Here is a 13641-nt window from a genome sequence, read left to right on the forward strand (position 1 = left end):
TCCGAGCGCTCGCCGATCGCCGCCCTGGTGACCGAGATGCTGGAGGACATCCAGCACCCCTGAACCCCCGCCCCCCGTGCCCCCAACCCCCGTGCCCCCAACCCCCGTGCCCCCAACCCCCGTTCCCCCCGCCCCGGTTAGGCGCTCGCCATGACCGCGGTCGGGTCCTGGTACACGGTGTCCAGGGCGAGGAGCGCTCCGCCCCGCGCGGTGCCGGCCAGGCCCAGCTGCGACAGGACGATCTCGCAGCCGCCGAGGTCGGGGGCCATCGTCAGGTCGCGGACCTGGGTGGTGACGGTGTCGATGAGGTGCTCGCCGAAGTAGGCGAAGTGGCCGCCCAGGACGAGCAGACGTGGGTTGAGGATGTCGGCGAGCAGGGCCAGGCCGGGGGCGAGGTGGTCGGCGATCCGGCCCAGCGCGTCGAGGGTGCGGGGGTCGCCGGCGTGGGCGCGGTCGCGCAGTTCGGCCAGTCGCCGGTCGAGGTCGATGGTGGGGTCGCGGACGGTGTCGCCGGGTTCGGCGGCGTAGCGCAGCAGGGCGTCGCGGCCGATGGTGGTCTCCCAGCAGCCGCGCCGTCCGCAGGCGCAGGGCTGGTCGGAGGGGACCAGGCGCAGGTGGCCGACCTCGCCGGCGTAGGCGCCGGTGCCGCGCAGCAGGCGGCCGCCGGCGATGATGCCGACGCCGACGCCGGTCTGGCCGGTGACGTAGACCAGGTCGCGGACGTTGTCGGCGGAGGTGAGGACGTACTCGGCCAGGGCGCCGAGTTTGGCGTCGTTCTCCAGGTGCAGCTCGGGGGTCAGGGGGCCGAGCCGCTCGCGCAGGCCGGCCAGCGCCGCGACCTCCCGCCAGCCGATGTTGGAGGCGTACTTGACGATCCCGGCGTCCATGTCGACGGCGCCGGGGGTGGCCAGGGTGACGCCGACGACGTTCCCGCCCTGGGCGCGCAGCGCGGCGGTGCCCTCGGTGACCAGTTGGGCGATGGCGTCGAGGGCGGCCTCGGGGCCCACGGCGCGCACGTCGAGCGGGGTGCGGCGCTCGAAGGTGACCTCGCCGCGCAGGTTGAGCGCGAGCAGGCTGATGTAGTCCACGTTGACCTCGGCGCCCAGGCCGTGGATGCCGCCGCCGTCGACCTCGACGGCCTGGCCGGGCCGGCCCACCGCGCCGCGGTCGCGTTCGGCCTCGCCCTCGCGGACCAGGCCGCCGTCCAGGAGTTCGGCGATCAGGTGCGAGACGGTGGCCTTGGGCAGGCCGGTGTCCTCGGCGATCCTGGCCCGGGAGCGTGGGCCCTCGTCCCGTAGCAGTCGCAGCACCATGCTCAGATTCGCCCGCCGGGAGGCGGACCGGTCCCGAGCGACGGCCGGGCGTGCCATGGCCAGGTCGCGTACCCCGGACCCCTGCAGTGCCTGCTTCACCAACCTGCTCCTCTCATCTGCCGGACACAGCCTATTGACTTGCCCCGTGTTAGTTCAAACAATAGCCGAACGAATTCGACCTGTTCACCTCGTTGAGCCTGTTCGATCCACTGGTCTTCCCCCCAGCGACCCCCAGGAGACGTCCATGAAGGCAAGAACCCACACGCTGGCCGCCGCGATCGCGGCCCTCACGGCGGTGGCCGCCGTGGCCGGCTGCTCCTCGTCCGGCTCCGGCGGCTCCGGCGCCAAGGACGCGGCCGGCGGCGTGGTGCAGCTGGAGTTCTGGGGCTGGGCGCCGGGCTACGACCAGTCGGTGGCCCTGTTCAACCAGACCCACCCGAACATCCGGGTCACCTTCGACAAGACCGCCTCCGGCTCCAAGGGCGGCTACACGAAGATGCTCACCGCCGCCAAGGCCGGCAACGCGCCGTGCCTGGGGCAGGTCGGCTACGAGACGCTGCCGAGCTTCGCGGCGGCGGGCGCGCTGAGCGACGTCGGCAAGTTCGCCGCGGACGCCAAGTCGCAGTTCGCGGACTGGACCTGGAAGCAGGTCACGATCGGCGGCGCGACCTACGGCATACCGGTGGACACCGCGCCGATGGCCCTGATGTACCGCAAGGACCTCTTCGCGAAGTACGGCATCACCGCCCCGCCGGTCACCTGGGACGAGTACGCGGCCGACGCCGCCAAGGTGCACGCCGCCGACCCGAGCGTCTACCTGGGGGACCTGGGCAACGACGCCTACAACTACGCGGGCCTGGCCTGGCAGGCCGGCGCGGGCTGGTTCGGCACCTCGGGCGACCAGTGGAAGGTCAGCGTCGACAGCGCCGGCAACCAGAAGGTGGCCGGCTACTGGCAGGGCCTGCTCGACAGGAAGCTCCTCAAGACCGACCCGAGCTACGACCCCTCGCTCTACGCCGACATGGCGGCCGGCAAGGTCCTCTCCGACGTCAACGCGGTCTGGGACGCGCCGATCATCGCCAGCAGCGTCAAGGACGGCGCCGGCCAGTGGGCGGTCGCGCCGATGCCGGTCTGGGACGCGGCGAACCCGGTGTACGGCAACGACGGCGGCTCCGCCACCGCGGTGCTCAAGGGCTGCGCCCACCCCAAGGAGGCCACCGAGTTCGCCACCTGGATGAGCACCGACGCGAGCAGCGTCCACAACCTGATCACCGTCACCGGCATCTACCCGGCCGCCACCTCGGCCCTGTCCAACCCGGCGCTGACCACCCCCGACCCCTTCTACGGCGGCCAGACCATCTTCGACGTCTTCAAGGCCGAGACCGCCCACATCAACACCGACTGGCAGTGGGGGCCGACCATGACCCAGACCGCCACCGACCTCGGCGACGGTCTCGGCCAGGCCGGCACCGGCGGCACCACCCTGCCCACCGTGCTCACCACCGTGCAGACCAAGACCGTGGCCGGCATGAAGCAGCAGGGCCTGAGCGTCTCGGGCTGACCGGCTCCTCCCGATCCGCCGCCGCGCCACCGTGCGGCGCCGGGTCAGCACACCCAGGCACCGAGCACCGAAAGGCAGTACTCGTATGATCACCGCTCTCCAAGGGCGGGCAGCCGGCAGGACCACGGCCGTCGGCGCGCGCCGCACCGGCCGACGCCGTCGCGGACGGCCCGTCGTCCTCTTCCTCGCCCCGTTCCTGGTGCCGTTCACGGCGCTCTACCTGGCCCCGATCGGCTACACGATCTACCAGAGCCTGTTCCGGATGCACCGCTCGGGCCTGGGCCTGACCGCCCCCACCCAGGTCTTCACCGGCCTGTCCAACTACGCCACCGCACTGGGCGACGCGGACTTCCGCGGCTCGCTGCTGCGGGTGCTGCTCATCGGCGCGGTCCAGGTCCCGGTCATGCTCCTGCTGGCCCTGGGCCTGGCCCTGCTGCTGGACGCCCGGTCGACGCTGTTCAAGCGCTTCTTCCGCCTCGCGTTCTTCCTGCCCTACGCCCTGCCCGGCGTGGTCGGCGCGATCATGTGGTCCTACCTGGTGGCCCCCGGCCTGAGCCCGATCACCGCCGCCGCCCACCACCTGGGCCTGCACCTGGACCTCACCTCGAACGCCCTGCTGGCCCCCACCATCGGCAACATGCTCACCTGGGGCTGGACCGGCTACAACATGCTCATCATCCACTCCGCCCTGCAGGCCATCCCCGCCGAACTCAGCGAGGCCGCCACCATGGACGGCTGCTCCGCCTTCGCCATCGCCTGGCGCATCAAGGTCCCGCTCGTGCGACCCGCCCTGGTGCTGACCACCGTCTTCTCCATCATCGGCACCGCCCAGCTCTACAACGAGCCGGCCATCCTGCACAACGTGGCCCCCAACCTGTCCAGCACCTACACCCCCATCTACGCCGCCTACGACGCGGTCAACGCCAACAACTTCAACGCCGCCGCCACCGAGTCCGTGATCCTCGCCCTGCTCGCCTTCGTCCTCTCCTTCGGCTTCCTCAAGCTCGTCCAGCGCCGTGGAGGTGCCCTGTGAGTGCCACCTCCACCCCCAACACCCGCCCCCCGCTCTCGCGTTGGCTGGTCCTGGGCGTCCTGCTCGTCGCCTCCCTGTACTTCCTCGCCCCCGTCTGGTGGCTGCTGGTCTCCACCACCAAGACCAACACCGACCTGTTCACCGGCAACGGCTTCTGGTTCGCGCACTTCGCCCTGGTCGACAACGTCCACCAGGTCTTCGCCCAACAGGGCGGCATCTACTGGCAGTGGCTCGCCAACAGCGCCCTGTACGCGGTGGGCGGCGCGGGCGTCAGCACCCTGATCGCCGCGCTCGCCGGCTACACGCTGGCCAAGTACCGGTTCCGCGGACGGGAGTTCACCTTCAACTCGGTCCTCGCCGCCGTCCTGGTCCCGCAGCCCCTGCTCGCCGTCCCGCTCTACCTGATGTTCTCCGGCGTGCACCTGGTCAACACCTACTGGGCCGTCCTGCTGCCCAGCATGGTCAGCCCCTTCGGGGTCTACCTGGCCCGCATCTACGCCGGCGCCTCCGTGCCGGACGAGATCATCGAAGCCGGACGGATCGACGGCGCGGGCGAGTTCCGGATCTTCGCCACCATCGCCCTGCGCGTGATGTCCCCGGCCCTGGTGACGATCTTCCTCTTCCAGTTCGTCGCGATCTGGACCAACTACCTGCTGCCGGTGCTGATGCTCGCCAACGACCACCTGCAACCGGTCACCGTCGGCATCGTCGGCTGGCAGTCGCAGCGCGGCATCGGCCCCACCGCCGTGCCCTTCAACATCGTCATCACCGCGGCCGCGATCTCCGCGATCCCCCTGGTCGTCCTCTTCCTGTCCCTACAACGCTTCTGGCGCTCCGGCCTGGTCGCCGGCAGCACCAAGTAGGAGGCCCGGCGTGCCCGCCAAGTACCACCTGCGTTTCCAGCTCCACCCCACCGCGGAGGCCGCCGACCAGGCAGCGGAGCTGGCCAAGTTCTGCGGCGAGGCCGGTGTCACCGAGGTGGTGCTGCTGCTCGGGGCCGAGGAGCTCTACGCGGGCCATCCGACCGGTCCGGCCGAGGACCTGCTCTTCGAGACTGCGGCGACCGCGACGGGGATCCTGCGCGAGGCGGGCCTGGAGGTCAGCCTCAACCCGTGGGTCACCGCCGGCCATGCCGACCGTGGCCGCGCCGACCGGCTCGGCTTCGCCCCGATGGTCGATCCGCACGGCAACGTCGCCGCCGCGCAGGCCTCGTTCGCCTGCCCGCGCTGGCGCGCCTGGCTCGCCGCCCAGTACGCCCGCTACGCCACCCTGGACCTGCGGGTCCTGTGGCTGGAGGACGACTTCCGCTACCACAACCACGCCCCGCTGCACTGGGGCGGCGGCTTCGAGCCGTTGATGCTGGAGCGCTTCGCGGCGGTGGTGGGCAAGCCGGTCACCCGGGAGCGGCTGGTGACCGCGATCACCTCCCCGGGCGAGCCCCACCCGTGGCGTGCGCTGCTCCAGCAGGTCTGGCGCACCGCCCAGTTGGAGACCGCCGAGCTGGTGGCGAAGGCGGTCGGCGAGGCCGCCGGGGGCAGGGTGCAGCTGGGACTGATGAGCTCCGAGCTCGGCGTCCACTCGGTGGAGGGCCGCGACTGGCCGGCGCTGTTCGACGCGCTGAGCATCGGGGGCAAGGTCGCCCACCGCCCGCACTTCGCCCGCTACAGCGATGCGCCGGGACGCGAACTCAGCTTCTCGGTCTGGATGCTGGAGGCCCAGCGCGCCCTGCGCCCGCCGTACGTCACCAGCGAGCCCGAGCTCGAGAACTGGCCGCACACCGCCTGGTCCAAGTCCGACACCCAGACCTGGTCCGAGCTGGTCGCCGCCCAACTCGCGGGATCCGACGCGTTGTTCCTCAACGTCCATCCCATGCAGTCCGGCCGCGCCCAGCGCTTCCCGCGCGTCTGCGACCTGCTGCGCCGCTCCCGCCCCGCCCTCGACTGGATCGCCGAGCGGGCGCCGCGGCGCCCGCGCACCCACGGGGTGGGCCTGCCGATGCCCCAGCACGCGGCCGCCCAGGTGCGGACCCGGGCCGGCGGCGACCTCGCGGAGCTCACCGTCGACGCCGGCGCCACCGCCGACTTCCTGCTGCGCTACGGCGTCCCGGTCACCGCCGGCGAGGCGCCGGTGCAGGCGCTGTTCGGCCAAGCCGCCTGGGCCCTGGGCGACTTCGAGGTCGAGCGGATGCTGGCCGGTGGGCTGCTGCTGGACGGCGTGGCCGCCGAGGCGCTGTTCCGGCGCGGCTTCGGACGCCTGATCGGGCTCAGCGGCTGCGAGCTGGTCGACCGTGAGGCCACCGGTCCCGTGGGCCCGTACGCCCTGGAGCACGTGGCGGACCCGGAGGCGTACCTGAGCGTGAACGGCCAGCCCGCGCTGGCCCGTCTGACGCCGGTCCCCGAGGCCAGGATCTGGAGCAACGTCCTCACCCCGGACCAGCAGACGTGGGGACCCGGCCGGTTCGTGTTCCGCAACGCCCGCGGCGGCCGGGTGGCGGTCCTGGCCGCGACCGCGCCCGAGCTCCTGCCGTACGACGACGACGGCCAGCGCCTGCTGCACGCGATGGTCCGCCACCTCGAGGCCGAGCACCCCACCCTGCCGCTGGTCAGCGGCGGCCCCCACCTGATCCCGCACCTGTCCCGCACCGAGCACGGCTGGCAACTGGCCGTGGCCAACGGCAGCGCCGACCCGGCCCGACCGCAGATCACCCTGCCCGTCACCCGCAAGGCCGCCGCCACCCTGCTGGCCCCGCTCGCCCCACCGACCTCAGCCCGCATCACCCAGCACCGCCGCGGGCTGACCCTCGACCAGAACCTGCCGTACCGCGGCTGGCTGGTCGTGGACTGGCACTGATTGCACCGAAACCCCCCACAACGGTGTGCTCCGCACAGCAAGGAGAATCCGTGTTCCCCCGAACCCGCGGCCCCTTGGTCGCGATCCTCACCAGCGCGGCCCTGAGCCTCGCCGGCCTCGCCGCCTCCCCGGCGGCGCCCGCCACCTCCCCCGTCACCGTCAGCACCCCCGTCCCGTTCGGCAACATCACCGACAGCCCCGCCGCGCCCTACCTCGACAAGGACGGCACCTTCCACTACCAGGAGTCCGCGGCCCTCTACGGCGCCACCGAGACCCGCAACTGGAGCTTCTTCACCGGCACCGACTTCGACACCGCCACCGCGGACAGCACCCTGGACAACGCCGTCAACCCGGCGAACTCCCAGGACAGGAACGACGACACCACCTGGCGCTGCAACAACAGCCCCACCGGCCTGAACGCGTCCTTCGCCCCCAGCACGTCCTCCTACGCGCAGAAGAACTACTGCGACCTGGTGGGCACCTGGGTGGACCCCGACACCGGTGACTGGTACGGCCTGGTGCACAACGAGTTCACCCCCTCACCGTTCGGCGACGGGCTGCACTACGACGCGATCGACTACGCGGTCTCCACCGACCAGGGCCGGACCTGGACGATCAAGGACCACGCCATCACCTCGCCGTTCAGCACCACGCGCGGCGACGGCACCCAGTTCCCGGGCCAGACCTACTACTACGGCGACGGCGACCAGCGGCTGTTCGTCGACACCGCCTCCGGCTACTTCTACGTCTTCTACGGCTCCCGGGTGATCGACAAGGCCGGCGGCTGGAAGGCGTTCTACGAGCACGCGGCGCGCGCCCCGATCTCCGCGAAGATGGCGCCCGGCTCCTGGCAGAAGTGGTACGACGGCTCCTGGTCCCAGCCCGGCCAGGGCGGCCGGGAGAGCAACATGGTGCCGGTCGACTCCACCCACACCACCGGCTACACCCCCACCTCCGGCGAGTACGACCCGGCCAACACCGGCACCTCCGCCCAGCAGATCGCGGCCGGCCAGATGCCCGCCACCTCCCCGCTGTTCGTCATGGACGTCACCTACGACGCCTACCTCGGCCTCTACATCGGCGAACCGCAGGGCGTCGACCAGAGCGGCAACGCGCCCCAGCAGTTCTACGCCACCGCCGACCTCGCCTCGCAGAAGTGGACCCTGCTCGGCGACACCGGCAGCTACCACACCGCCTCCTGGTACCGCTGGTTCCTCGACGGCGCCAACCGCACCAACAACACCATCGTCGGCAAGACCTTCCGCTCCTACTGCGCCTGGTCCTGCGCGGGCGGCTCCAACGGCCAGTACACCAACGTCACCATCGACTCCCCGAAGCCGGCGGCGCCGGTGGACACCACCAGGACCTACCGGATCGCCAATGGCGGCGGCCGGGCCCTGGCCCAGGTCTCCGGCAGCTCCGCCACCACCTCGGTGGCCACCCCCACCGGCTCCGCCCTGGAGGGCTGGACCTTCGCGGCGGTGGGCGACGGCTCCTACCGGATCGCGAACGCGGCCACCGGACAGCTGCTCGGCGTCGACTCGACCCGCACCGCCGGCCGCGCCTGGGGCGCCCAGCCCACCGTCACCACCGGCAACTCCTCGGTGGGCCAGCAGTGGTTCGTGGTCGCGAACACCTCGCCGGCGGGCAGCTTCCACCTGGTCAACCGCTACAGCGGCCTGGTGCTGGGGCTCTCCGCCGACAGCACCCGGTCCGCCGAGACCACCCCCACCCGCAGCTGGACCAACACCACCGGCAACAGCGTCGGCGGCAACCGCACCGCCGCCGAACAGACCCTGACCCTCACCCCGACCGGCACGGGCGGCTCCTCCCTCACCGGCACCCACACCCTGACCGTCGCCGGCAAGGCGCTGGACGACCCCAACCACTCCACCGCCACGGGCACCCAGATGATCACCTGGACCGCCAACGGCGGCAGCAACCAGAACTGGGTCTTCACCCAGCAGTCCGACGGCTCGTACCAGATCGCCAACGGCCAGTCCAACCTCTGCCTGGACGTCAGCGGCTCCTCCACCGCCGCCGGCGCCCAGGTGATCCAGTGGACCTGCACCGGGCAGAGCAACCAGCGCTGGGTGGTGACCGCGATCAGCGGCGGCTACACCCTCGCCTCGCGCAACGGCGGTCTGCTGCTGACCACCGCCTCGACCTCCGACGGCTCGCTCGTGACCCAGCAGGCCGACACCGGCTCGGCCCTGCAGCACTGGACCGTCGGCTGACCCGACCGCTCGACCCGCACGACCGCGGTCAGGCCCCCCGGCGTTCCGGCGGGGGGGCCTCACCGGCGCTCGCGGCCGGTCGCGGTCGGTGGTGCCCGCGCGCCGGCCGGCAGGACCGCCGCACGCGCACGCACTAGGTTGGAGCCGGCAGGCCCCGAGCCCCCGCACGGGCCCGGGCGGGCGCGGTTCGACTCGAAAGCACCTGGATGACCATGCAGACCGGCGCGGGCAGCGGTGGAGCACCCCGACGGGCCCCCGCGTTCGTCGGGCGGCAGCGCGAGCTGGCCGCCCTGCTGGGGGCCGCGCACTCGCGCCCCGCGGTGATCCTGGTCGAGGGCGAGGCCGGCATCGGCAAGTCCCGCCTGGTCGCCGAGGGCGCCGCCGAGCTGCGCCGCGAGGGCGTGCGCGTGCTCACCGGAGCCTGCCATCCGCTGCGCGAGCCGCTCCCGTTCGGGCCCGTCGTCGACGCGCTGCGGGACGCCGGCCGGTGGCTGCGCACCGGTCGCACGCTGGGCGCCTCCGCCGGCGTGCTCGCCCCGCTGCTGCCCGACCTCGCCGACCGGCTGCCGCCCGCTCCGTCCCAGGCTCCGGGGCAGAGCACCTCGCGCCACCTGGTGGCCCAGGGGGTGCGCACGCTCGTGGAGGCGATCGCGCCCGCGGTCCTGGTGGTCGAGGACATGCAGTGGGCGGACGAGGCCACCCGGGAACTGCTCCTGCTGCTCGGGCGCGACCTGCCCGCCGACAGCGCGCTGGTGCTCACCTACCGCGCCGAGGACCTCCCCGGACGCGGGCCGGTGCTGGGTACGGCCTTCCGGCGCCCCTCCGGGACCAGCGGCGCCGAGATCGCGCTGCACCGGCTGGGCACCGAGGACCTGCGGGCGATGGCCCGCTCGGTGCTCGGGGACCAGGCGACCCCGGCTCTGCTGGGCACCCTGGTGCGGCGCAGCGAGGGGCTGCCGCTGGTCGCCGAGGAGGACCTGATCACGCTGGAGGGCCGGCCGGCCGGATCCGTGCTCGGGGTGCCGCGCAGCCTGCGGGAGATCTTCGCGGAGCGCGCCGAGCGCCTGCCGCCCCCGGCGGTGGCGGTGGTGAACGCCGCGGCCGTCCTGGCGGTGCCGGTCGGCGAGCAGGTGCTGGCCGCCTGCGCCGGGCTGGACCCGGCCGCCACCGGGGAGGCGCTGCTCGTCGCCCTGTCGGCCTCGGTGCTGCGCGAGCACGGACCGGACAGCTACGGCTTCGCCCACGTGCTCGCCCGGCAGGCGCAGTACGACAACCTGCCCGGCCCGGTGCGCTACCAGCTCCACCGCCGCGCCCTGGAGGTGCTGCAGGCCCTGCCCACGCCGCCACTCGTCCAGATCGCCCACCACGCCCGCGCCCTGGGGGACACCGCCGCCTGGCTGGAGCACGCGATGGCCGCCGCGGAGCAGGCGGTCTCCGTCGGCGACCAGGGAACCGCGGCCGCCCTGCTGCACGAGATCCTGGAGGAGCCACGGCTGCCCCCCGACCTGCACGCCCGCGCCGCGCTCTCGCTGGCCCGGATCGCCTGGGACGCCACCGAGTACACCCGCACCATCGCCACCCTGCGCCGGATCGTGGCCGGTCCGGGCCTGCCGGCCGCCGCGCGCGGCGAGATCCGCCTCGACCTGGGGCTGATGCTGCTCAACCAGGCCGCCGACCCCAGCGGTGAGGCGGAGATCGAGCGGGCCGTCGAGGAGCTCGAGGGGCACCGGCCGGAGCAGGCCGCGCGGGCCATGTCGCTGCTGGCCATGTGGGAGACCAGTCGGTTCTCCGCCGCCGAGCAGCGGGCCTGGCTGGCGCGGGCCGAGGCCACCGTCGCCGGGAGCCCCGACCGGGCCGCGCAGGCCTCCGTCAGGGCCAACCGGATCACCGTGCTGGCCGGCCAGGGCCGCCCCGAGGCGACCGACCTGCTGGCCGCGCTGCCGCGGACCGACCCGGATCCGCAGGTGGTGCGGCACACCGCCCGGGCCCTGGCCAACGCCGCCGAGATCGGCCTCTGCCTCGCCCGGGACGCCGGTGCCGCCGAGCAGTGCGCGGAGGCGCTGGCGCTCTCCCGGCGCCACCACGCGCACGCGCTGATCGTGCACTGCCGCTCGTACGAGCTGCTGCTGTCCTGGTTCGCCGGCGAGTGGCCCGGCTGGGACGAGCGGTACGCGGCCTTCCGGGCGGAGTACGTCGACGAGCCGCTGGCCGTGGACGACCTGCTGGCCTCCGTCGAGGGCGTCACGGCCGCCGCCCGCGGCCGGGCCTCCCGTGCGGTGGAGCGGTTCGGGCGGGTGCTGGCCCGGGACACCGCGCGGATGAACGTCAACGCGCTGGGCGCGGCGGCCGGACTGGCCCGGATCCAGCTCTCCCGGGGCGAGGCGGACGCGGCCTGGCGCACGGTCGCGGAGTACCTGGACGTGCTGCCGCGCAAGGAGGCCTGGGTGTACGCGCTCGACCTCGTGCCGGCGGCGGTGGAGATCGCCCTGCACCGGGGCGAGAGCGCCCGGGCCCGGGAGCTGGCCGACGGGCACCGGGACGGCGTCGCGACCCTGGACGCGCCCGGTGCGGTGGCCGAGCAGCACCTGTGCCGGGGCCTGCTCGCCGCGGCCGGCGAACCGGAGCGCGCGGCCCGGGAGTTCGACCGGGCCCGGGCCCAGTGGTCGGGGATCGGCCGGCCCTACCAGGCGGCGCTCGCCGCCGAGCGGGCCGGGCAGAGCCTCGGCGCGGTGCGCGCCGCCGAGGCGGTCACCCGGCTCACCGAGGCGGTCGGGGTCTACGAGCGGCTGGGCGCCACCACCGACGCCGCCCGCTGCCACCACCTGCTGCGCGGCCTGGGACAGGAACGCGCGGTCTCCCGCGGTCGGGCCGGCTACGGCAGCGAGCTGTCCCCACGGGAGCGGGAGGTGGCCCGGCTGCTGGGCGACGGCGCGACCAACAAGGAGATCGCCGCCGCGCTCTTCCTCTCGCCGCGGACGGTGGAGCAGCACGTGGCGAAGGTGCTGCGCAAGCTGGGCACGACCCGGGACGGCATGCGGAGCACCCCGGGGGAGGCACCCGCGCGGTGATGACTCCGCGTGGCGGCGATGGCCGGGTCGGTCACCGAGGGTGTGCGTAGGTGGTGACCCGTATGGAACACCTACCGATCCGCGCGGTGTGCTGGAAGCGCCGCAGCACCCGGCGCGGCACCGAGACCAGGCTGGTGGCGGAGATGTTCGTACTCGACCGGAGCGACGACGCCGGGCCGGCGTCCAGGACGGCGATCTACCTGCGCTGCTACCCCCTCGACGTGACGGCGATGGAGTGCCACCGACGCGCCCTGGAGGACCTCGCCCGCGACCGCGGCCTGTCCCAGCCGGTGGTGTTCCTGGACAACGGGCTGCGGGCCGGCGACGAACTGCCCGCCCGCGACGCCCTGCTGCGGGCGGTGAGCGCGGGGCTGGTGGACACCCTGCTGGTCCCCGGTCCGTACGTGTTCGGCCTGGACGACGAGGCGGCGGGCGCGGTGGTGGACGAGCTGGCACGGCACGGCTGCCGACTGGTCCAGCTGCCCTCGCGCCGCGCGCGGGCCCGCGAGCGCCGGGCGCGCGAGCCGGGCCGCCTCGGGGAACTCACCCCGGCGGCCTGACGGCCGTCCACGGCCGGGGCTGCCGCGCACCCCCCCCGGGAGGCCCGCCGGTGGCGGGCCGTGGTGTCGCCGGCTCGCGGCGTCCGGCAGACTGGCGGCCACCGCAGGGCGTCGGCCGAGGGAGAGTCGCGTCCGGGAGACCGGAAGGAGGCGGCGCCCGATGGCCTCGCCGCCGTTGCAGACCGTGCGTGACCTGCGCCGGGCCAACCGCGCCGTGCTGCTGCGCCGGCTCTGGTTCGAGGGCCCGCGCGCCCGCCAGGACCTGATCCGGGAGACCGGGCTGAGCGCGGGCGCGGTCAGTACCGTCACCGGTGAACTGATCGAGGAGGGCCTGCTGGTGGAGGCCGGCACGGTCGGCTCCGACGGCGGGCGGCCCCGGGTGCTGCTGCGGATCGACCCGGCGGCCCGTCAGGTGGTGGGCGTGGACGTCGGCGAGACCCGGGTGCGGGTCGAGCTCTTCGACCTGGACCTCACCGAGCTGGCCCGGGCCGAGATCCCGCTGGCGCCGGGACGCCACGACGCCGAGGCGGCGCTCGCCGCCCTGGCACAGGGCCTGCGGGAGGTGACGGCCCAGGCCACCGCGCCGCTGCTCGGACTCGGCGTGGGCGTGCCGGGGGTGGTCGAGCACGGGGCGGCGGTCGAGCGCGGGGTCGTCGAGGGTGCGGCGGTCGAGCAGGGGACGCAGACGCTGGTGCACGGGCAGAGCACCGGCTGGCACGCGGTCCCGCTGGCGCGGCTGCTCGGTGAGCTGACCGACCTGCCGGTGCACATCGACAACGGTGCCACCACGATGGGGCAGGCCGAGATGTGGTTCGGTGCCGGACGCGGCACGCGCACGGCCGTGGTGGTGCTGATCGGCTCGGGCGTGGGCGCCGCGCTGGTCCTGGCGGGCGCGCCCTACCGGGGCGTGGGCGGCAGCGCCGGCGAGTGGGGCCACACCACCGTGCGGGCCGGTGGGCGCCGCTGCCGCTGCGGGGCGTTCGGCTGCCTGGGGGCGTACGTCGGGGCCGGCGCGGTGG

9 protein-coding genes are annotated in these 13641 nt (G+C 73.9%); 8 read left to right on the forward strand and 1 reads right to left on the reverse strand.

Features of this window, described 5'->3' with window-relative positions; genetic code table 11:
• Nucleotides 1–137: 137 nt before the first annotated feature.
• A complete protein-coding gene (locus ABD323_RS33335; protein WP_344445801.1) occupies nt 138–1412 on the reverse strand; it encodes an ROK family protein in 1275 nt (424 codons plus the stop codon).
• A gap of 145 nt (nt 1413–1557) precedes the next feature.
• On the opposite strand from ABD323_RS33335, the gene ABD323_RS33340 reads away from it, so the two are divergent.
• The 8 genes from ABD323_RS33340 to ABD323_RS33375 form a co-directional block, all read left to right on the forward strand.
• Nucleotides 1558–2874: an extracellular solute-binding protein gene (locus ABD323_RS33340; RefSeq protein ID WP_344445802.1), complete on the forward strand. Its 1317-nt coding sequence runs from the start codon at nt 1558–1560 to the stop codon at nt 2872–2874.
• A gap of 85 nt (nt 2875–2959) precedes the next feature.
• On the forward strand, nt 2960–3907 hold the full coding sequence (locus ABD323_RS33345) for a carbohydrate ABC transporter permease (RefSeq protein WP_344445803.1): 948 nt from the start codon (nt 2960–2962) through the stop codon (nt 3905–3907).
• A complete protein-coding gene (locus ABD323_RS33350; RefSeq protein ID WP_344445804.1) occupies nt 3904–4770 on the forward strand; it encodes a carbohydrate ABC transporter permease in 867 nt (288 codons plus the stop codon). The genes ABD323_RS33345 and ABD323_RS33350 overlap by 4 nt, the downstream gene beginning before the upstream one ends.
• A 10-nt stretch (nt 4771–4780) precedes the next feature.
• Nucleotides 4781–6757 carry a hypothetical protein gene (locus tag ABD323_RS33355; protein ID WP_344445805.1) on the forward strand — a complete coding sequence of 659 codons (1977 nt, stop codon included), beginning with the start codon at nt 4781–4783 and terminating at the stop codon, nt 6755–6757.
• Between the two features lie 50 nt (nt 6758–6807).
• Complete coding sequence (locus ABD323_RS33360) at nt 6808–8994, forward strand: RICIN domain-containing protein (RefSeq protein ID WP_344445806.1); 2187 nt, start codon at nt 6808–6810, stop codon at nt 8992–8994.
• Nucleotides 8995–9200: 206 nt separating this feature from the next.
• A complete protein-coding gene (locus ABD323_RS33365) occupies nt 9201–12062 on the forward strand; it encodes an ATP-binding protein (RefSeq protein ID WP_344445807.1) in 2862 nt (953 codons plus the stop codon).
• Nucleotides 12063–12124: 62 nt separating this feature from the next.
• On the forward strand, nt 12125–12622 hold the full coding sequence (locus tag ABD323_RS33370; RefSeq protein ID WP_344445808.1) for a serine integrase family protein: 498 nt from the start codon (nt 12125–12127) through the stop codon (nt 12620–12622).
• Nucleotides 12623–12782: 160 nt separating this feature from the next.
• On the forward strand, nt 12783–13641 hold an 859-nt coding region (locus ABD323_RS33375), incomplete at its 3' end, for an ROK family protein (protein ID WP_344445809.1).

Origin of the sequence: Kitasatospora nipponensis, assembly GCF_039528135.1 — a bacterium.
GTDB classification, from domain to species: Bacteria; Actinomycetota; Actinomycetes; order Streptomycetales; family Streptomycetaceae; genus Kitasatospora; species Kitasatospora nipponensis.